The organism is Nocardiopsis rhodophaea (assembly GCF_039530945.1).
GTDB classification, from domain to species: Bacteria; Actinomycetota; Actinomycetes; order Streptosporangiales; family Streptosporangiaceae; genus Nocardiopsis_C; species Nocardiopsis_C rhodophaea.
Genome location: NZ_BAAAPC010000010.1, coordinates 1 through 20018, shown reverse-complemented (window position 1 = coordinate 20018; position 20018 = coordinate 1). Strand labels below are relative to the sequence as shown.

21 protein-coding genes and 1 pseudogene are annotated in these 20018 nt (G+C 68.3%); 16 read left to right on the top strand and 6 right to left on the bottom strand.

Translation table 11 applies throughout. The features are described 5' to 3' along the window. Positions 1-100: 100 nt before the first annotated feature. Positions 101-769, bottom strand: a pseudogene (locus ABD259_RS12710) (ABC transporter ATP-binding protein); the annotation flags it as partial. A gap of 170 nt (positions 770-939) precedes the next feature. Then, complete coding sequence (locus ABD259_RS12705) at positions 940-1767, bottom strand: ABC transporter permease (protein WP_344102266.1); 828 nt, start codon at positions 1765-1767, stop codon at positions 940-942. A gap of 474 nt (positions 1768-2241) precedes the next feature. On the opposite strand from ABD259_RS12705, the gene ABD259_RS12700 reads away from it, so the two are divergent. Together ABD259_RS12700 and ABD259_RS12695 are read left to right on the top strand one after the other, a co-directional pair. Then, positions 2242-3063: an IspD/TarI family cytidylyltransferase gene (locus ABD259_RS12700; protein ID WP_344102141.1), complete on the top strand. Its 822-nt coding sequence runs from the start codon at positions 2242-2244 to the stop codon at positions 3061-3063. Next, the gene (locus ABD259_RS12695) at positions 3060-3830 is read left to right on the top strand and encodes a glycerophosphodiester phosphodiesterase (RefSeq protein ID WP_344102144.1); all 771 of its coding nucleotides are present in this window, start codon (positions 3060-3062) and stop codon (positions 3828-3830) included. The genes ABD259_RS12700 and ABD259_RS12695 overlap by 4 nt, the downstream gene beginning before the upstream one ends. A gap of 85 nt (positions 3831-3915) precedes the next feature. On the opposite strand, the gene ABD259_RS12690 is transcribed toward ABD259_RS12695, so the two are convergent. Beyond that, positions 3916-4917, bottom strand: coding sequence for a glycosyltransferase family 2 protein (locus ABD259_RS12690; protein ID WP_344102269.1), 1002 nt, complete (start codon positions 4915-4917; stop codon positions 3916-3918). A gap of 344 nt (positions 4918-5261) precedes the next feature. On the opposite strand from ABD259_RS12690, the gene ABD259_RS12685 reads away from it, so the two are divergent. From ABD259_RS12685 to ABD259_RS12650, 8 genes are all read left to right on the top strand, one after another. After that, positions 5262-6776, top strand: a complete 1515-nt coding sequence (locus tag ABD259_RS12685; protein ID WP_344102146.1) for an LCP family protein — start codon at positions 5262-5264, stop codon at positions 6774-6776. A 208-nt stretch (positions 6777-6984) separates the two neighbouring features. Further along, entirely contained in the window at positions 6985-7653 is a 669-nt protein-coding gene (locus tag ABD259_RS12680; protein WP_344102148.1) for an ABC transporter permease family protein, read from the top strand. A 466-nt stretch (positions 7654-8119) separates the two neighbouring features. Then, a complete protein-coding gene (locus tag ABD259_RS12675) occupies positions 8120-9487 on the top strand; it encodes a UDP-glucose dehydrogenase family protein (protein ID WP_344102150.1) in 1368 nt (455 codons plus the stop codon). Between the two features lie 128 nt (positions 9488-9615). Then, the gene (gene sph / locus ABD259_RS12670; RefSeq protein WP_344162481.1) at positions 9616-10572 is read left to right on the top strand and encodes a sphingomyelin phosphodiesterase; all 957 of its coding nucleotides are present in this window, start codon (positions 9616-9618) and stop codon (positions 10570-10572) included. Positions 10573-10614: 42 nt separating this feature from the next. Beyond that, complete coding sequence (locus ABD259_RS12665) at positions 10615-11073, top strand: CoA-binding protein (protein ID WP_344102154.1); 459 nt, start codon at positions 10615-10617, stop codon at positions 11071-11073. Positions 11074-11177: 104 nt separating this feature from the next. Further along, the gene (locus ABD259_RS12660; protein WP_344102156.1) at positions 11178-11819 is read left to right on the top strand and encodes a type III secretion system chaperone family protein; all 642 of its coding nucleotides are present in this window, start codon (positions 11178-11180) and stop codon (positions 11817-11819) included. A 119-nt stretch (positions 11820-11938) separates the two neighbouring features. After that, positions 11939-12571: a DUF2975 domain-containing protein gene (locus ABD259_RS12655; protein WP_344102158.1), complete on the top strand. Its 633-nt coding sequence runs from the start codon at positions 11939-11941 to the stop codon at positions 12569-12571. Beyond that, positions 12568-12813, top strand: a complete 246-nt coding sequence (locus tag ABD259_RS12650; RefSeq protein ID WP_344102160.1) for a helix-turn-helix domain-containing protein — start codon at positions 12568-12570, stop codon at positions 12811-12813. The genes ABD259_RS12655 and ABD259_RS12650 overlap by 4 nt, the downstream gene beginning before the upstream one ends. Positions 12814-12888: 75 nt before the next feature. On the opposite strand, the gene purE is transcribed toward ABD259_RS12650, so the two are convergent. After that, complete coding sequence (gene purE / locus ABD259_RS12645; protein ID WP_344162479.1) at positions 12889-13419, bottom strand: 5-(carboxyamino)imidazole ribonucleotide mutase; 531 nt, start codon at positions 13417-13419, stop codon at positions 12889-12891. Continuing rightward, the gene (locus tag ABD259_RS12640; protein WP_344162477.1) at positions 13416-14573 is read right to left on the bottom strand and encodes a 5-(carboxyamino)imidazole ribonucleotide synthase; all 1158 of its coding nucleotides are present in this window, start codon (positions 14571-14573) and stop codon (positions 13416-13418) included. Before ABD259_RS12640 ends, purE begins: the two co-directional genes overlap by 4 nt. 113 nt (positions 14574-14686) lie before the next feature. On the opposite strand from ABD259_RS12640, the gene ABD259_RS12635 reads away from it, so the two are divergent. The 6 genes from ABD259_RS12635 to ABD259_RS12610 all read left to right on the top strand — a co-directional run bounded on the left by ABD259_RS12635 (position 14687) and on the right by ABD259_RS12610 (position 18808). After that, entirely contained in the window at positions 14687-15202 is a 516-nt protein-coding gene (locus ABD259_RS12635; RefSeq protein ID WP_344102166.1) for a GtrA family protein, read from the top strand. 324 nt (positions 15203-15526) lie between these two features. Continuing rightward, positions 15527-16060: a DUF6879 family protein gene (locus ABD259_RS12630; protein ID WP_344102168.1), complete on the top strand. Its 534-nt coding sequence runs from the start codon at positions 15527-15529 to the stop codon at positions 16058-16060. Then, positions 16044-16874 (top strand): helix-turn-helix domain-containing protein, encoded by an 831-nt coding sequence (locus ABD259_RS12625; RefSeq protein ID WP_344102171.1) that lies wholly within the window; start codon positions 16044-16046, stop codon positions 16872-16874. Before ABD259_RS12630 ends, ABD259_RS12625 begins: the two co-directional genes overlap by 17 nt. 189 nt (positions 16875-17063) lie before the next feature. Further along, on the top strand, positions 17064-17498 hold the full coding sequence (locus ABD259_RS12620; RefSeq protein WP_344102173.1) for a hypothetical protein: 435 nt from the start codon (positions 17064-17066) through the stop codon (positions 17496-17498). A gap of 112 nt (positions 17499-17610) precedes the next feature. After that, on the top strand, positions 17611-18240 hold the full coding sequence (locus ABD259_RS12615) for a hypothetical protein (protein ID WP_344102175.1): 630 nt from the start codon (positions 17611-17613) through the stop codon (positions 18238-18240). A 10-nt stretch (positions 18241-18250) separates the two neighbouring features. Beyond that, complete coding sequence (locus ABD259_RS12610; RefSeq protein ID WP_344102177.1) at positions 18251-18808, top strand: GNAT family N-acetyltransferase; 558 nt, start codon at positions 18251-18253, stop codon at positions 18806-18808. Here the strand turns inward: ABD259_RS12610 and ABD259_RS12605 are convergent. After that, positions 18768-19355 carry an AAA family ATPase gene (locus ABD259_RS12605; protein ID WP_344162475.1) on the bottom strand — a complete coding sequence of 196 codons (588 nt, stop codon included), beginning with the start codon at positions 19353-19355 and terminating at the stop codon, positions 18768-18770. The two genes, ABD259_RS12610 and ABD259_RS12605, sit on opposite strands and share 41 nt — an antisense overlap. Between the last annotated feature and the right edge of the window lie 663 nt (positions 19356-20018).

Here is a 20018-nt window from a genome sequence, read left to right as displayed (position 1 = left end):
GATGCCGCGCCAGGCAATCATCGCCACGCGGAATTCCGGAGAAAAGAGGGAAAACCGGCCCCGCACGTCCGGCTGGGGCACACGGAGGAGCGCGCCGGAATCAGGCCGCCTGGTCGCCGCCCTCGGACTTCTTGGCGTCCTCGGCGGCCTTGTTCTCCGCCGGGGCGCCCTTGCGCTTCTTGGCGTCGAGTTCGGCCTGGGTGTCGGCGTTGTAGGCGTCCAGCGCGCTCTTGATGTCGGTGTCGAGCGCCACCGACCCGTCCTTGATGTACAGGCCGCGGTTGCAGAACCGCTTGAGGTCGCCCTCGCTGTGCGAGACCAGCACCATGGTGCGGTTGTCCTGCAGCATCTCGGAGATCTTGGCGTAGCACTTGCGCTTGAACGCCTTGTCGCCGACGGCCAGGACCTCGTCGACGAGCATGATCGGGTGCTGCAGCTGGGAGATGAGCGCGAAGCCGAGGCGCACCTTCATACCGCTGGAGTAGTGGCGCACCGGCATGTCGATGTAGCCCTCGCGGATCTCGGCGAAGTCGACGATCTCGTCGAACTTCTCCTCGATGGTCTTGGGGTCCATCCCGTGCAGCGATCCCACGAGGTACACGTTCTCCCGGCCGGTGAGCTGGTCGGAGAAGCCCGCGCGCAACTCCAGCAGCGGGGCGACCCTGCCGCGCACGGCGACCTTGCCCTCATCGGGGATGAGGACGCCCGCGATGAGCTTGAGCAGCGTGGACTTGCCCGTGCCGTTCTTGCCGACGATCCCCACGCAGTCACCGCGGGCGATCTCGAAGGAGACGTCGCGCAGCGGCCAGAAGTCGTTTCCGGCCGCGTTGGGGTCGCGCTTCTTGCCGTGGATGAACATCTCGCGCAGGCTGCGCTTGCGCCGACGGTTCACCGCGAACTTGACGCCGAGCCCCTTGGCCTCGATGACCGGCTGCGTCATCACAACTCCTTCAGGACGGACATTTCCAGACGCCGGAACGTCGAGTACCCGATGATGAACATGATGATCGCGCCACCGATGGCACCCCCAAAGGCGATCGACGACGGGGTACCGACTGGGAACCAGACGGACTGGTGCATCTGGAAGATCCCGACGAGCGGATTGAGCTGGTACACCACCTTGAACCACCCCGGCGCGGCCCCGCTGTCGAGCACCAGGCTGGCCGGATACACGACGGCGGAGGCGTAGAACAGCACCCGGTTCAGGATACGCACGATCCGCTCGATGTCGCGCAGCAGCACGTTGACGGAGGACAGCAGCAGCGTCACGCCCAACGTGAACAGGAACTGCACGACCAGCGCGAGCGGCAGCCAGACCAGCACCCCCATCAGCCAGGTCCGCCCGCCCAGCACGAACACGAAGAGGAGCAGGACCGGCCAGGTGAACAGGTACTCCACGAACTTCGTGGTGACCACCGCCAGCGGGAAGATCTCCCGCGGCACCTTCATCGTGGTGATGAGCTTGGCGTGGCTGATGAGCGCCCGCGGCGCCTCGCCCAGTGACGCGCTGAAGGACAGCCAGGGGAGCAGACCGCAGATCAGGAACAGCATGTAGCCGCCGGGCGCGTCCGACCCGCCGGGGGTCCCGCGGTCGGCGTTGAGCAGCACACCGAAGACGAGGAAGTAGACCCCCGACATCGCCAGCGGCTCCAGCATCGACCAGGCGTAGCCCAGGATCGACTGCTGATACTTGACCTTCAGGTTGCGTCTCACCAGGAGGCCTACGACCTGCCGGTTCTGCCAGACGGCCAGCGCCCTCGACGCCACCGCCACCTCCTCGGGGATACTCAACACATACTCGAAAACACGGTGTGCACGTGCCGACGGACGGCCGACGGCGGCGCCACTCACAACGGGGACGGACACCGGCGCGCTCCCGGGCCGGGGCCTGCCTGCGGGAGACCGCGGGCACACCGCAACGATCAGCGCTGCGGTCCCGCGGAGCATCGGGCCGGGGGCTCTGGTCGGCCACGGCCGTCGAGGCGCGCCCCCGGTCTCGGCGCCCTGATCCTGTCACAACCGAGGACAACCGGGAACCCGTTCAGGCGTCCTCAGCGTACCCGCGCTACCGGGAGGATGGTTCAACCAGGGCGTATTGTCACGCGCTGTGCCGCCATCGTTGGCCGATCGAGAACATGAGCACGCCGACGCGATTCCGCTAACCTCGGCAGACGGGCACCGCCGCGGCCGCCCCCGACGGCGGGAGGTGCTCACCGCAGACAGGTGACGAGAGGTCGAGCGATGCCGACTGAGACCGCCGCCGGACCCGCATCCGGCGGACGGACCCGCCCCCATGTGACCGCCGCCGTACTGGCGGGCGGAACCGGCACCCGCATGGGAGTCGAGCTCCCCAAGCAGCTGCTTCCCCTGGCCGGGCGGCCGATCATCGAGCACACCATCGCAGCGTTCTGCGCGACGCCGGACGTCGATGACGTCATCGTGGTGATGGTCGAGGAGCAGCTGCCGCGGGTCGAGAAGATCGTCGCCGACGCCGGGCTCGGCAGCGGTGCGGGCGGCAAGGTCACGGCGGTCCTGCCGGGCGGCACCACGCGCACCGCGTCCTCCTACGCCGCGCTGCGGGCGCTCGACGCCCGCCCCGGAACCGACCTCGTCCTGCTGCACGACGGCGCGCGCCCGCTGGTCTCCTCGGCCACCATCCGCCGCTGCGTCGACGCGCTCCTGGAGGTCGGCGCTGTCGGGGTGGCGGTGCCCTCCTCCGACACGGTCGTGGCGGTCGAACGGGGCGCTTCGGGCGGCGAGGCCATCCGCGACGTCCCACCGCGCACCTCGCTGCGCCGGATGCAGACCCCCCAGGGCTTCCAACTGGACGTGATCCGCCGCGCCTACGACCTGGCGCTGGCCGACCCCCAGCTGGTCGCCACCGACGACTGCGGCGTCGTGCTGCGCTACCTGCCCGACGAGGAGGTCCGCGTCATCGAGGGTGAGGAATCCAACATCAAGGTGACCAACCCCGGCGACGTCGAGATCGCCGAGGTCCTGCTGCGCCTGCGCGGCGAACGGCACGGGCCGGCCAGCGCGCGGGCCACCGGGGGAACGGCGTGAGCGGCGTCTTCACCGCGACCGAGGTCATCGGGCACCGCGGGGCGGGCCGCACCACCGCCAGCGAGGAGCGGGAGAACACCATCGCCTCCTTCCGCGCCGCGGTCGAGCAGGGCGCCACCTGGATCGAGATCGACGTCCGCCGCAGCGCCGACGACCGGCTGCTGGTCCACCACGACGCGGCCCTCCCGGACGGGCGCCCCATCGTCGACCTCCCGGCCGCGGAGTGCCGGGCCAGCGGACTGGTCGCGCTCGACGAGGCCATCGCGGCCATCCCCCAGCACATCGGCCTGGACGTGGACGTCAAGACGGTGATGGAGGACGCCGCCGACCCGCCCGCGCGGCGCACCATGTCGCTGCTGCTCCCGGTCCTCCGGCGGGAAGCGCGGCGGCGCCGGGTCTTCGTCTGCTCCTTTGACCCGGCCGCGCTGCTAGCCGTGCACGCCGAGGCGCCGGAGATCCCCACGGCGTGGATGCCGTTCGTCCGCAACCCGCTGGACCAGGCGGTCGCCGGAGCGGCCGGGCTGGGATGCGCGATGGTGGCGATCGACGCCCGCTCGTTCGGTCTGACCGGCGACGACCCGCGGCCGGGACGGCGCGGGGTCGGGTACACCGTCGACATCGCGCACCGGGCCGGGCTGGAGGTGATCTCCTGGTGCCCGGACCCGCTGGACGCGGCGCGGTTCGCCGACGACGGCGTCGACGCGGTGGTCGTGGACGATGTGTCCGGCGTGGTCGCGGCCCTGGCGAAGCGCCGCTCCGCGTGCTGATCTCAAAAGTTGGGCTGCTGATCCCGGGGACGTCGAACGAACAACGCCGGATCTTCGGGCGACATCCCCGCGGCCAACGCAGCGGTCAGGCGTTGGCGTGCCCGGCCCGCGCCGTGCGGGAGTCCGCGCCCAGCCCGGGCGGGCTGGTGATGAAGCCGACGCCCCAGGCCATGTGCATCGTGGCGAGCGCGACGGGGATCATCGGCCACGCCTTGAGGGGCAGGCCCCGGCCCAGCGGCAGCGACGCCACGAGGATCGCGGCGATATAGCCGCCCGGGATGAGCCAGGCGGGCCAGAAGGCGAACCCGGCCACCAGTCCGACCAGGATGGCGGTAACCGCGAGCGGCGGGGCGAGATAGCGGAGGTTGATCGTGCCCTTGTGCTGCCGGGCCACCACACGGCGCCAGCGGCCGTAGTGGAAGTACTGCTTGGCCAGCGCCCTGACGTTGGGGCGCGGCCGGTAGGAGACGCGCATGCGCGGCTGGAACCACACGACACCGCCGGTGCTGCGGATCCGGTGGTTCATCTCCCAGTCCTGGGCGCGCAGGAACGCCTCGTCATACCCGTCCACCCGGTCGAGTGCCGAGCGGCGGAAGACGCCAAGGTAGACGGTGTCGGCCGGGCCGCCCTCGCCCCCCGTATGGAAGCGCGCGTTGCCCACGCCGACCTTGGAGGTCATGGCGGCGGCCACGGCCTTCTCCCAGGGGGTCTCGCCCTCGGCGGCCATGATCCCGCCGACGTTGTCCGCGCCCGTCTCCTCCAGCGTCTCCACGGCCACCCGCAGGTAGTCCGACGGCATCATGGCGTGGCCGTCGACGCGGGCGACGATGGAGTGGGTGGAGCCGTGGATGGCCGCGTTGAGCCCGGCCGGGGTGCGGCCGGTGGGGTTGGCCACCACCTTCACGCGGGGGTCGGCGGCGGCCAGCGCGTCGGCCACCTCCTGGGTGCGGTCCGTCGACGGTCCGACGGCGAGCACCACTTCGAGCTCGCCCGGGTACTCCTGGGCGAGGACGTGCCGCACAGCGGCTTCGAGGTGGCGCTCCTCGTTCAGGATGGGCATGACAACCGATACGGCAGGCCAGGTCACGGTCGCTTCCAAGTGGTCACCAGAGGGGCTGTTCGACACAGAAGTCCGCCGACGGGTCGGCCATCGCGACGCGGGGACCCGGTGTCGGCGTGCTCCGCAGGTAACGGTACCGGCAGTTGTGGCCAATACCGGCCTGCTCACCGGTTGGCCCTCGGTTGGCGGGCACCGGCCGCGCCGCGCCCGCGCCCACCTGGCGGGCCCGCATCCGCTGACCGGATCGCTGTCGCCACGTACCGGGTGACAACACGCCGAGGACCGACATGCGGTGACCCATCGGTGGATTGGGTGACAACCTAGGGAAGCCAAGAAGCGCGGGCGACACGCGGGTGTCGGGGAGGGGACGCATGAGCGAGCGGCACGACGGGCCGGAACTCCGCCGGGTGCGTTCGGCGCCGACGCCGCCCGCGTCACCGCGCCGCCCCACGCCGACGCGTACCACTATGGCACTCCCCAGCCGCGCGGCGCGCCGAAAGCAGTGGTCGCTGCTGCTCGCGGGGGCGATGTCGGTCATCGTGCTGCTGGCGTCGGCCACCGCTTGGGGGGTGACCGGCTGGATGTCGGGACAGCTGAACCGGTTCGACGTGTTCGGGGAGCTGGAGGGGGAGCGCCCGGCCCCCGGGCCCAAAGGCGCGGTCAACGTCCTGCTGATCGGGTCCGACAGCCGCGCCGGCGTCGATGACAAGGAGAAACCGGGTGTGGGCCATGTGGACGGACAGCGCTCCGACACGATGATGCTCGTCCACCTGAACAACGACCGCGACCGAATCACCGTCATCGGCATCCCCCGCGACTCCTGGGTGGACGTTCCGGGACACGGCAAGAACAAGATCAACTCCGCCTACGCCTTCGGCGGCCCGCAGCTCACCGTGCGCACCGTGGAATCGCTGACGCGGGTGCGCGTCGATCACTACGTCGAGGTCGACTTCACCGGTTTCGTCGACGTCGTGGACGCTCTCGACGGGATCGAGGTGTGCCTTCCCGAACCCATCTCGGACCCCAAGGCAGGACTGGACATGGACGCGGGTACCCACAAGGTGAACGGCGACCAGGCGCTCGGCTTCGCCCGCACCCGCAAGACGGCGGGCGGCGACCTCGACCGCATCGACCGGCAGCAGCTGGTGATGTCGGCACTGCTGGACAAGGCTCTGGACTCCAACACGCTGAGCGATCCGGGCCGCTTCACCGCCTTCCTCGACAGCGCGCTCAGCTCCATCACCGTCGACGAGGGCCTGGACACGACGACCATCAACGAGCTCGCCGGCCAGATGCGCGATATCGGGCTGGACGACGTCTCCTTCACCCAGGTCCCGCTGGACGACACGGCCTACTGGACGCCGCGCGGCGACGTCGCGGTCACCTGGAACCGCGCGGCCGCCAGCGCCATGTTCGCCCAGATCGCGGCGGACAAGCCGGTCAGCGAACCGCCGAAGAAGGGGGAACCGGGCAAGGAACAGCCAGGGCCGGACGCGCCGGGCGGCGGCGACATCCGCCTGCAGATCTTCAACGGGACCGGCACGCCGGGCCAGGGAGGCCGGGCGAGAGCGGCGTTCCGCGACGCCGGGTTCCAGGTGCCCGAAACGGCGCAGAACTGGCCGTCGAAGGACGTCTCGACGACGCTGGTGCGGCACGCCCCCGATCGGAAGAAGGAGGCCGAGGTCGTCGCCGATGTCATCCCCGACGCCGAATTACGGGAGGACCCCGCACTGGGTCGGGAGGTGCAGGTCGTGATCGGCTTCAACTACACGGGCATCGACGCACCCGAGGCGCCCCCGGCCCCGAAGGCGTCCGCCGCACCGACCGCGGGAGAACGCGGCAAGGTCCGCACCTCCACCGCCCGGGACAACGTCTGCTCCCCATGATCTGCTTTCCATCATCTGCTCCGTCTCATCTGCTGCGCCTCAGCTGCTCCCCATCGTCCGCCCCCTCATCGTCTGCTTCCCGAGCGTCCGCTCCGAACAGGCGGATTCGCGGTGACCGCGCCCCCGGATAGCGGCACGCCCGCCGGTATCCTGAAGGAACACGACCGAATTGGGACGGGGCCGGGTACCGACGCCGCGAGGAGGCCTCATGTTGCGCCACCTGATTGGGCTGGTGATCGGTCTGATCGTCGCTCCCCTGCTGTGGCTGGGTGTCTCGTGGGCGGCCACCGCCATCGGACCGGCCCTGCGGGGCGAGGGCTTCGGAGCCCCCATGGCGTTGCCCGCGATCGCCGTGCTGATGCTCGTCGGGGTGATCTGCGGGTTCCTCGCCGGTACACGCGTGTCGCCCCTGGCGGCGCTGGTCTCCGGCGGGCTGATCCTGGGCTTCTACCTGTGGCCGGTGCTGCACCCCGCCTCGGCCACCACCGTTCTGTCCGGATGGATCGACCAGGGCACCTTCGCCCACCCTGTGAGTGCGGCGCTGCCGGTCGCGCTTGTGCTGGGAACGCTGCTGTTCTTCTCCGCGCTGGCGCCCTCGCGCTGGCGGTGGTCCGCGGCGCCGGAGACCGCGCCGGCGGAAACCGCCCCTCGGGCGGACGAGCCCGGCACGGGGACGGCGGGCCTCGGCCACGCCGGACCGGGCGCGCTGGAGTCCGATGCGCCGATCCCGCCTCCGTCGCCCCATGCCGACAGCGGCGCCAAGACGACCCTTCCGTTCCGCCGGAACCCCGCGACGGGCGCGGCGGAACGCGGCGGTGCCACGCCGCCGGGGTCGGCGTCGCACCCCCGCGTGTTCGGCGAGGACGACCGCCCATGACGCGCCGCTGCGGCGCGAGGCGTCACGGCGTGCCCAGCCATCGGGGGTCCCACGTTGACCCACAGGTAATCTCGGGCTCGACGAGGCACCCCCGAACTGCCACAATTCAGTGCACGGCACGACGAATCACGCATCCATTGCGCCATCCCTACCGTCGTGAGATCTCCCACGGGTTGTACCGGGCGCGTCCCGCGGCACTGTCAGAACTAACGGACGCGACCGATCATCGGCACTCGGGGGCGCACAGTGCGGGAAATCCACCGACCGCGGAACACCACCGGTGACACCCCGCCCCACCACGTGACACCACTCCCCCAATACGGCCCGGGGCCCGCTCATCCCCAGGCCCACCAGGCGTCGCGGCGGTACTACCATGCCAAGGCCGGTTCACCTGGGCGCACCCAGGCGATCGAACACGCACGAAGGGCGTGAACGCGGCAGCAAGTCGAGAGAGGAACTTGGACCATTGGTCGCAGACAAGCAGCGGCTCAGCGGCGCTGAGCCCACGCGGACGCGCCCCAGCACGATCTCGGTCATCGGGACGGGGTACCTGGGTGCCACACACGCCGCCTGCATGGCCGAACTCGGCTTCGATGTGCTGGGCCTCGACGTGGACCAGGCCAAGATCGACGCCCTGTCCTCCGGCCACCTCCCCTTCTACGAACCCGGCCTCGAAGAGGTTCTGACCCGCAATTTGGCCAACGGCCGACTGCGGTTCACCACCTCCTACGACGAGGTCGCCGAGGTCGCCGACGTCCACTTCATCTGCGTGGGCACTCCGCAGCGCGGCGACTCCAACGCCGCCGACCTCACCTACGTCGATGCGGCCATCGAGACCCTGGGGCCCCGGTTGACCCGTCCGGCGGTGGTGATCGGCAAATCCACCGTGCCGGTGGGCACCGCCGCCTGCGCCGCGGCCCGGTTGCAGACCCTGGCCCCAGCCGGAGACGCAGTCGAGCTGGGGTGGAGCCCGGAGTTCCTACGCGAGGGCTTCGGCGTGGAGGACACGCTGCGCCCCAACCGGATCGTCATAGGCACCGACTCCCCCCGCGTCGAGGCCGCCATGCGCGAGATCTCCGCCACGCAGATCGAGCAGAAGATCCCCTTCCTGGTCACCGACCTGCAGACCGCCGAGCTGGTCAAGGTCGCCGCCAACGCTTTCCTGGCCACCAAGATCTCCTTCATCAACGCCATGGCCGAGGTCTCGGAGGCCGCGGGCGCCGACGTCATGCAGCTGGCCACGGCTCTGTCGTACGACGACCGGATCGGCGGCAAGTTCCTCGGGCCGGGCCTGGGCTTCGGCGGCGGGTGCCTGCCCAAGGACATCCGCGCGTTCATGGCCCGCGCCGACGAGCTGGGGGTGGAGCCCGCGCTGTCGTTCCTGCGCGAGGTCGACGCCATCAACCAGCGGCGCCGTGCGCGGACCATCGACATCGCGCGCACGCTGATCGGCGGAGGGTTCGCCGGGCGCACGGTCGGCGTGTTGGGTGCGTCGTTCAAACCCAACTCCGACGACATCCGCGACTCGCCCGCGCTGGACGTCGCGTCCACGATCGCTTCGCTGGGGGCGACGGTGACGGTGTATGACCCCGAGGCGCTGGAGAACGCGCGGCAGGCGCACCCGGAGCTGAACTACGCGCACTCGATGCTGGAGGCGGTGCGCGACGCGGAGGTCGTGCTGCTGCTGACCGACTGGGCCGAGTTCCGCGACGCCGACCCGGATGAGCTGGCCAAGGTGGTGGCCGAGTCGCGGATCGTGGACGGTCGTAACGCGCTGGACCCGACCCACTGGCGCTCCCGGGGGTGGACCTACCGCGCCCTCGGACGCCCCTAGCCAGGACGGCATCCACCCACATCCCCGACACAGCAGGCCCTTCCGGCGGCGACCCGACAGCGGGTCGCCGCCGTTTCTCTACTCCCCAGTAACCTCCAATTGTCCTAATACGCCCAATATGGGTGGTTATGTACAAGCGAATAGCCTTGATCTTGCTGACCGCTGTCGTGCTCCCCGGGCTCACCGGGATCGCGCCAGCGGCGGCGGATAGCAGGCCATCCCCCACGATCGCCACGTACAACGTCTTCTTCCTGCCCAAGGCCCTCTATCCGAACTGGGGCCAGGACAAGCGCGCCGACCTCATCGCCGAGGACGGCATCGTCGCCGACCCGGACGTGGTCGTCTTCCAGGAGCTGTTCGACAACTCCAGCGCCGACCGGCTGCGGGCGGCCGTCTTCGAAACGCACCCCTACGCCACCCCCGTCGTCGGCCGGTCCCGGTCGGGCTGGGACGCGACCACCGGGTACCGAGACGAGACCACGACCAACGGGGGCGTGAGCATCCACAGCGTGTGGCCGGTCGTCCGCAGGGAGCAGCACATCTACTCGTCGTCCTGCGGCTCCGACTGGTTCGCCAACAAGGGCTTCGCCTACGCCGAGATCGCGGCCCCGGACGGCCCGCTGCACGTGCTCGGCACGCACATGCAGTCCGAGGACAGCGCCTGCAGCAGCGGCCAGGCCGCGCGTATCCGCTCCGCGCAGCTCACCCGGATCCGTTCCTTCCTGGACCGCAAGCAGATCCCCGACGACGAGCAGGTCTACCTGGCGGGTGACCTCAACATCATCGGCGGCTCCACCGAGTACGAGGAGGCGATCGACGCACTCGACGCCGTCGCTCCCAGCTTCAGCGGGGCCGAGTACTCGTGGGACCCCTCGACCAACTCGGTCACCGCGGACCAGTACCCGGACTACGACCCCCAGCACCTCGACTACGTCCTGCCCCTACGCAACGGGGCCGCACCGCGGTCCTTCGCCAACGAGACGCGTGCGGTGAAGAGCGAGCCCTGGACGGTCTATTCCTGGGGCAGGGAGTACACCTACACCGACTACTCCGACCACTACCCCGTATTCGGCGGCGCGGCCTGACCCCTCCGCGACCGGCGGCCATGGGACGGGCACAATCGGGTCATGAGCAACAGCACCCACGCCAGCGGCGCGGACGTCAGCGATGACGTGATCCGCCGGGTCCTGCGGGAGAGCGAGGTCTGGGCGATCGTCGGCCTCGGGGACAACCCCCGCCGCCCCGCCTACGGCGTCGCCAGGTTCCTGCAGGCCCACGGCAAGCGCATCGTCCCGGTGCACCCAACGGCCGCCACCGTGCACGGCGAGCGAGGCTACGCCTCGCTCGCCGATATCCCCTTCGAAGTAGACGTGGCCGACGTGTTCCGGCGGTCAGAGGACGCCGGAAGCGTCGCCGACGCGGCGCTGGCCCGCGACGACATCACGATCGTCTGGTTCCAGCTCGGGGTCATCGACCACGCCGCGGCCCAGCGGGTACGCGACGCCGGGAGGACCATGGTGATGGACCACTGCCCCGCCATCGAATGGCCCCGCCTTCTGGGTTCACCCACGCTCGGCGGGGAATAGCGCGACGCACCCCTCGCCGCGCGGCATTCACATCCCCGCTCCGCCGCACACCCCGTCTGCTCTGCGTCGATTCGCGGAGGCTCACGTGGGGTAGAGGCAAGAACATGCGACGTTCCCGGCTTCTCCGCATATTCGGCCCGAAGCCCCCGCAGCCCACTGCGGGCGGCGAGTCCACCGCGCCCCACACAGGTGACGGGCTCCCAGAGGATGACCGCACGCCGGAACGAAGGGAACGCGCCGCACACCGACAGCAACTCGCGCGCGAACACGGCTGGACCTACGTCGAGTGCGACACCCCCGCGATCCAGGGCTGGCCGCGCACGGCCCTGCCACCGGGACCGCTGGGCCGCGTGCGCGACGAGGTCACCGGCCGCTATCGGGGACGCGCGTTCCGATTCTTCGACTACATCCACCGCGACTCGGCACACGCCCCCTGGCGCACCCTCTCCGTCTGCGCCGTGCGCATCCCGGTCCAGGTGCCCTACCTGTACGTCCGCGACCCCGACGGCACCGGGCACGACCTCTACGCGGAGAGTCCGGAGGCGGACTTCGCTGTGGAACTGCTCTCCGACGACGTACGCGACGATATCCGCGAGAACGGCTTCACCGACCTCGTACTCGACCGCGACCTGCTGATCTGCACCGCGGCGGGCGGAGGCCCCCAAGACATCGAACCCCGCCTCGACGCCCTCACCCGCCTGATCGCCCACGTCCCGGCCGACGTCTGGGCCCATTGGGGCCGCTGAGGGCGAGGGCGGCACCCCGCCGGCAGGACGGACCGCGACTCACCATGCCTCTTGACATATCGTTTTTCGATATTATCGTTCTTCGATGCCAACGATAAACGATATGCCGAGGAGAGCCGATGGCCCCGGACCCGGCACGACGTCCGAAAACGTGGCTCGGCCCACTGTCGACGATCACTGACATCACCATCGGCGGCTGTGTCGTGCTGCTGGCCGTGACGGTGCTCTTGGCCGGAACCAGCGCGACCGGCCTCCGCCCTAACGGCTTGAGCTTCGAGGCCCACGTCCCGGCCCACTTGATCGAGGGCCTACGGGCCGCCCCCGACGCGCTCGCACCCGGAGCCGAGTTCGACGGCGACGTGAGCGTGCGCATGACCGCCACCACCGCGGCCCAGACGGCGCTGTCTGTGCTCACCCCGGTGTCGGGCGTGCTGTTCGTCCTGGCCGGGGCGGTCATCCTGCGCCGCGCGCTCCGGGCGGCTATGTGGGAGGGGCCGTTCACGCTCACCGTCGCCACCCGGCTGCGCTACTTGGGCTACCTCGCCATATTCGGCGGCCTAGCCCACGCCCTTATCGCTGCGATCACGGACGCGCTGCTGCTCAGGCGTGTGCTTCCGGACGACCACGTCGCATTCAGCTGGGTGTTCACGTTCCCAGCACCGGAGATCGTGATCGGGTTCGGCATGCTGGCCGTCTCCGAGATCATCCGGCACGGGGTCCGCCTACGCGAGGACGTGGAGGGAACGATTTGACGGCGCCCACAGAGAACGGCGAGGCGGCGGCTCAGGGCATCGTCGTCCGGCTCGACGACGTGCTGGCCGACCGCGGCATGACCCTGGCCGAGCTCTCCCGACGCGTGGGCGTGACCGTCGTCAACCTGTCCGTCCTGAAGAACGGCCGGGCCAAGGCGATCCGCTTCTCTACCCTGGCCCGCATCTGCGAGGCGCTCGACTGCCAACCGGGGGACCTCATCGAGTACCGAAACCACACCTGAGAGTCCACACCCCGCTCGACGAGCGCCCGGCGTCATCGGGGCTCCGCGCGTCCATTCAGCCCCCTCAGCTCCCCGTCAGACGCCGAAGCCCATGGAGTTGCTTCCGGTGACATGGCGGCGGAGGCGTTCGCCCTTGGCTTCGGCCTGGGCCTTCAGGTCCTCCTGGAACTTGGCCATCTTGTCGCGCAGGTCGGTGTCGTGGGCGGCCAGTATGCGGACCGCGAGCAGGCCGGCGTTGCGGGCCGCGCCGACCGCGACCGTGGCGACCGGGACGCCGGCGGGCATCTGGACGATGGACAGCAGCGAGTCCATGCCGTCGAGGTACTTCAGCGGGACCGGGACACCGATGACCGGCAGGGTGGTGACCGAGGCGAGCATGCCGGGCAGGTGGGCGGCACCGCCCGCTCCGGCGATGATGGCCTGGAGACCGCGGTCGGCCGCCTGTGCGCCGTAGGCGATCATCTCGTGCGGCATGCGGTGGGCCGAGACGACGTCGGCCTCGTAGGTGATCCCGAACTCGTCCAAGGCTTTGGCCGCCTCCTCCATGACGGGCCAGTCGGAGTCGCTGCCCATCACGATGCCGACGGTCGGCGCGGTCTCGCTCACTGCGGGTCTCCCTTGAGGTAGGCGACGGCGTCACGGGCGCGGGCGAGCAGGTCCTGGTAGTCGTCGCCGGCCACGTTGACGTGTCCGATCTTGCGGCCGGGGCGGACTTCCTTGCCGTAGAAGTGCACCTTGAGCGCGGGGTCCTTGGCCATGACATGAATGTAGCGGCTGTAGACGTCGGCGTCCGCGCCGCCGAGCAGGTTGGCCATCACCGTGTACGGGGCGGTGGGGAACGGCGATCCCAGCGGCAGGTCCAGGACAGCGCGCAGGTGCTGTTCGAACTGGCCGGTGCAGGCGCCGTCCATGGTCCAGTGGCCGGAGTTGTGCGGGCGCATCGCCAGCTCGTTGATGACGACGCCGTCGGCGGTCTCGAAGAGCTCCACGGCGAGCATGCCGACCACGCCGAGCGCCTGGGCGAGCTCGATCGCCAGCTCCTGGGCGCGGGTGGCCTTGTCCTCGCCGAGGCCGGGGGCGGGGGCGATAACCTCGTGGCAGATGCCGTCGCGCTGCACCGTCTCGACCACCGGATAGACGGCGACCTGGCCGTAGGGCGAGCGCGCGACCTGCACCGCCAGCTCGCGCCGGAAGGGCACCTTCTCCTCGGCCAGCAGCCGGACCCCGGCCTCGGCGGCGCGGTCGAGGACGACGAGGGCCTCCGCGGGGTCGTCGACGATCCACACGCCCTTGCCGTCGTAGCCGCCGCGCGCCGCCTTGAGGACGACCGGCCAGCCCACCTCCTCGGCGAACGACTCGATGTGGGTAATGGTGGTCACCGCACGCCAGCGCGGGCAGGGGGCGCCCAGCTCCTCGGTGCGGGTGCGCATGCGCAGCTTGTCCTGGGCGTACCGCAGTGCGTCCCGGCTGGGGCGGACGACCACGCCCGCGGCTTCCAGCTCGCGCAGCACGGGGTCGGGCACGTGCTCGTGGTCGAAGGTGAGGACATCGCAGGACTTGCCGAACGCCAGCAGGTCGTCACGGCCGCGGTCGTCGCCCAGGCGCACATCGCCGCAGACCAGAGCGGCGCTGTCGGCCGCTGAGGTCGCCAGGACCCGGAAGTCCACGCCCAGGGCGATCCCCGCCTGGTGGGTCATCCGGGCGAGTTGGCCGCCGCCGACCATTCCAACGCTGGGGACGGGCCGATTACGCTCGCTCACAATGCCTCACTCGTTCGATCACCGGTGCGGGAGGGGCCGTAGGCTGCCCGGGGGCCTTCCCTGGCGCCCCCCGGAATTCTAGTGACCGACCCGGACCTGGATCGGAACGCCCCTTGCGTATCGCCCACGCCCTCTATCAGCGGTTCTCCCAACTCATCCACGAACTGGCCAAGTTCGGCACCGTCGGTGCCCTGGCCTTCGTGGTGCAGCTCTCCACCACCAACCTGATGTGGACGGTGTTCGGCGTGTCCGCCCTGGCGGGCCAGGCGGTCGGCACCGTGGTCGCCACGATGGTGGCGTTCCTCGGCCACCGGCACTGGACTTTCAACACCCGCGCCAGGACCGGGCTCGGCCGCGAGTATCTTCTCTTCTTCATCATGAACGGCGTTGGCCTGCTGATCCAGCTCGGCTGCGTGGGGACCACCGTCGGCATCCTCGGCCTCGACAGCCCGCTGGCCCGCAACATCTCCGGCAACTTCATCGGCGTCGGCCTGGGCACCCTGTTTCGGTTCTGGAGCTACCGCCTCTGGGTGTTCCCCGCCGAAGCAAAGCACATGTCGGTAGCAAGCCACGAGACCACGGCACCCCCTGCGGCCAGGGCCGCTGAGGAACCCGCACGACAGGCGTGACACGGCAGAGCTCTGTCCTGTCAAGATCTTTATTCCGAAGCAGGAATATTCCAACCGGATCCATGGACGGCTCCCAGATCCCCTTCTAACGTCATGGACGTGGCCGGAACGGCCCTGACGAAGGGAGATCCGTGGACATCAGCGAACACCTCATTCGCTTGACCGGTGGTGGCGGACCTGTATGCGACGGAGACGACTGCCCCAACGTCTATGCGACAAGGCATGGCACGTTCGTGGTCCAAGGCGACCGGTACCACTCTTTAAAGGTCCCTGAGGGCGAGGGTGCGGTGGAGATCCCGGAAAGCGTACTGAGGGAGGCTGTCCGTGTACTTGGATGGTGACGCGTGGGTCAAGTTCTTCGACGCCTTCAAGCGCGAGGCGTTCCGGCTTGAAGTCCAGCCGACGTACACAATGCCTGCCGAAGCTGAGAGCTTCGCCCGATTCCTCCGGGGCGAACCGAAACGCTCAGACCACAACGCCAGGTGGCACAAGCGGCTCAACGAATTCGTGGGCGAGGGCAAGTCCGTAGGCCGAGTCCGGGTCGTGCGTCGCCCTCTGACCGACTACCAGCGGTACCAGTTCTCCTGGGGAATTCCCGGAAACATTGCGAACGGCGAGGACATCCGTGTTCTCGATGTAACCGACGGAGCACCCGATGGACTGCCCATCGACCAGGACTGGTGGATGTTCGACGAGGAACGACTCGTCCACCTGAACTATCGGCCGGACGGCACCCAGATCAACCGCGAGGTTTTCGAGGGGGATCTGCAGCCATATCGCGAGTGGAAACGGATCGCTCTTAAACATGCCGTCCCCTTCGCGGACTACCTGAAAGCGCACGGTGACGTTCTCCCCTGAACAGCTCGGTCAGTCGAAGCGTGATCTCGCGGAGACACTGAAGAAGCTCAGGAAGCAAGCCGGACTCACAGGAGACCGGCTAGCTCGGCGTTGCAACATGTCGCAGAGCAAGATCAGCAAGATCGAGACAGGGAAGATGGTCCCGACCCTCATCGATGTGGAGAGCATCCTCCAAGCTCTCGACGCACCACCGGCCCTGGTGGACGAGGTGGCGGAACTGACGCGCATCGCCAACACGGAGTGGAACGCCAGTCGCTCGTCGTGGCGCAGAGGCCTGGAAAAACGGCAAACCGAACTAGCTTACCTCGAATCTGAGGCTACGGAGATCCAGTATTTCCTTCCATCCATGATCACCGGCCTCCTCGCCACACCCGAATACATCCGGGCCAGCCTTGAACACGCCCCCGTCGACGCCTCAAAGACCGTAGAGCGGAAGCTGAAGCGCCAGGAACTTCTCTATGACACGTCAAAGTCACTGACCTTCATTCTCACCGAGCAGGCCGTAAAATGGTCTATGGTCCCGCTTCCTGCCATGGCGGTACAGATCGATCGGTTGGCGTCGGTGTCCCTACTCCCAAGTGTCCGGTTGGGCGTAATCCCCCTGGGCGTGTCGACACTGCGCGGCCCCCTGAGCACCTTCACCATCTACGACGCCCGGCTGGCGACCGTGGAAACCCTCACCGGAAGGATTGTCTTTCGGAACCCGAAAGACATCGCCCAACACCAAGAGATCTTTTCTTCGTTCAAAGAGAAGGCAACCTTCGACAACGATGCACGCGATCTATTGCACGCGTGGGCCGACAGCTTCCGCTAGAGGATGTCCAACGACCCCAGGGGATGAAAAACGAATTCCCGACAGATCGTGTTTATTCATATTCGAGAATAAGCCTTCCGCACCGAACCTCTTCACACGTACCTTTGCATCAGTCCACTGATAGCCACAGCGGACGAGAAAGGAAAGGAACCTGTGAAGACTACCTCCCCTGTCTTCTCGGAGCAGCGCGTGAGCCCTGAAGCTGCCCGCACCGAGCTCGCGAAGTTCTTCGTCATCGCAGACCTGGCGTCTGAATCGCCGGAGATGTTCTCGGCCTACATCGATGCCGAGTGGCACCGCATGCTCGGCACCAAGGAGTACCGCGCCCTATGCCGCGAAGCGGTCGGGCACCGTGTCTGCCATGTCACTGCTCCCGGCTCGGGTACGCCATCGTGGCTGAACCTCTATCACGAGCGCTACGGGACGCTTCCGTCAGTGTGGTTCGCTGATAGGAACGGGACCGTCGACCAGGAGCTGTACGGTCACTACCTCCGCAATCGGGGCGGTCTTCTCAGTTCGGAGAAGTCTGCGGCCCAGGCACCGCTCATCGTCACCTGGGACTGCCAACCGACCACGAACGACGAAGACGACTTCCAGACCGCTACTCCACCGAAGACCAACTAGTCAGGACGGCTGACATAAGGCCGGAGTGGCAAGCCGATCTGACACGGGCGGGGCGTTGAGGGGCGTCCCGCCCGATTCCAAACGCTGACGGAGACAAGGGAGCTCGCCATCGATGATCCGCCAACGCATCACCGCCACGACCGACCCCGCGGCCGTCCACCCTGGCCTCGCTGAACACCAGAGCGACATGATTCGCCGCTGCCCCTATCTCGGCCCCTCCGTCGATCGCGGGCTGACGGTCTGGTCGGCCTACGACGCCGAGCCCGGCGACCAGCCTGGGCTATTCGCACTCCTCGTAGAGACCGCTGAGGAGCTCCGAACCGCACGCCGGGAGTCCGGTCCGCTGGCTTGTCGCAACATCGCCATCCTCGACCCAGAGGACAGCGAAAGCGCCCGCAAGATCATGCAGTGGCCAGCGTGGCTCGCCCGCAACCTCTATGCTCCGGTGCAGCTGATGGTCGGACGCTTCTGGACAGGGGTGGAACTGGACGACAGCAAAGGCCGGGCGATGATGCCACCGCCCGTCTCCTTCTTCTCACTGCGCAACGCGATCCCCAGCAAGGACGGCCTCTTTCTCTCCGAGAAACTGCCGGAGATCATGGCGATCCTGGAGCAAGGACCGGGCGACGACGGCCGGGACGTGTTCGCGGAACCGCTAGGACGGCGCGTCGACGATCCCGCCTCTGTCTATAGGGAACTCAAGGGCCTGTTTCCACCTCCGAGCCTGGCCACTGCTGGGTGAAGGCGGCCCCATGCTCTCTCATCCGTTGACCCAGGACGCTGAGATGCGCCCTTTGGAGCCATGGAACGCCGAGGAACTCCACGATTGCGTGGAGCGGGCCAGAGAGCATCTGGCCTCGTGGACTGTGCTCGCGTCCCGTGTCACCGACGTATCCAGCGCACGGCGACTCCTCCAGGACTACGCCGACCGCCAAGCGGCCGACTCAGGTCGATACTTCGGCATCTGGTGGGACGAGTCCCTCGCGGGCGGCGCCCTGTTCCGCGTCTTCGACACCCGATCAGCCTCATGCGAGGTCGGCGCCTGGCTGGTCCCTCAAGCGCAAGGGCACGGCCTGGCGACCCTCGCCCTACGGCACATGCTCGATTGGGCGTTCCTGACGCGGGAGATGCGCCGGGCCGAACTGCGCGCGAGCCCGGAGAATGCCCACGGCGTCGGCATCGCCGTACGCCTCGGCATGACTTACCAGACAACGCTGAGAGGGAGCTTTCCGCTCAACGGAGTACACCACGACACCGAGGTCTGGGCCATCACCGCCGAGGGTTGGCAAGTCCAACAGAGCAGCGGATGAGTGAAGTTGCTTCGGTGCTGTAGCCACCGGTGAGCGTGGGTTCTACCCGGCCTCGGACAGCGCCTCGGGCTCCTGTCGGGCGACCGTCAATGAGGTTCTTCAGCCACAGCTCGCCGAGAGAGTTCTCCTCCGACCATTCGCGGAGCCGCTCGGGATCGGGGCGGCTGAAGAACGAGGCACCGCCACGGCATTGCGCGACGATCAGGTTCTCAAGCGCGAACTGATCCATGAGCGTGACTGACTGGGTAGCGAGGACGACCTGCCTGTCCTGACTCGCCGAGCGCAACATGTCGGCGAGCTGAACCAAGGCGTAGGGGTGCAGGCCGAGTTCCGGCTCGTCCAAGACAATCAGGGCGGGTTTTTCCGGAAGATTGAGCACTGCGGCGAGACAGATGAACCGCAATGTGCCGTCTGACAGTGCGCTGGCGGGAAAGACCGTGTCGGCGCCCCTGCTTCCAGCGGAGTTGGACCCGCTCGTTCCGCTCGACAAGCACGAAGTCCCGGAAGAAGGGCGCGACCCGCTGGATGTCGCGCACGATTCGCCCATAGACCGCCGCCTCTTCTTCCCTCAGTCTGAGCAGGACCGCTGCCAGGTTGCCGGCGTCGGGGTGGAGTGTCAGGTTGTCCGCGACGTACCCGGATTGCTTCACGGGTGCGCTCGTGCTTGTGTCGTGGAAGTGGAAGACCCGGCATCCGTGCACCACGTCCGCCATGGCTTTGAAGGCCGTGCGCAAGCGCGGAGACGTTGCCAGGGTGAGAGAGTCGAATCCAGCACTTAACAGGCCCGGAACAACGCTCTCTCGCGTCCCTCCATCGATTCCAAGGCCTATGGGCCCGCTGTCTCGCCCGAGTGTTGGGGACCCCTCACGGGCGAACACGAGTCCATCATCGGCTGTGGGGAGAAGGTCGGCCCTGTAGCCGCCATCATCAGACCGCAGCACCAGACCGATTGCCCTGCTGGCCTTAGGGCCACCGTGATTGAACGAAGTCTGCGGCGTTCCATACGTCAGCCCTAGGTACAGGCGGCAAGGCAACGGCGGGTTACTGGGGGTGGCTCCCCAAGTCCAACGGGAGCCACCCCGCTGATGTTGCTTCGGTTCGGTGGACAGGTGTCCGCTTTCGGATACTTTGTCACTGAACGAGGAGATCAACGTGCCCAAGACCCGACCCGCCTACCCGCCGGAGTACCGCGAGCAGATCATCTCGCTGG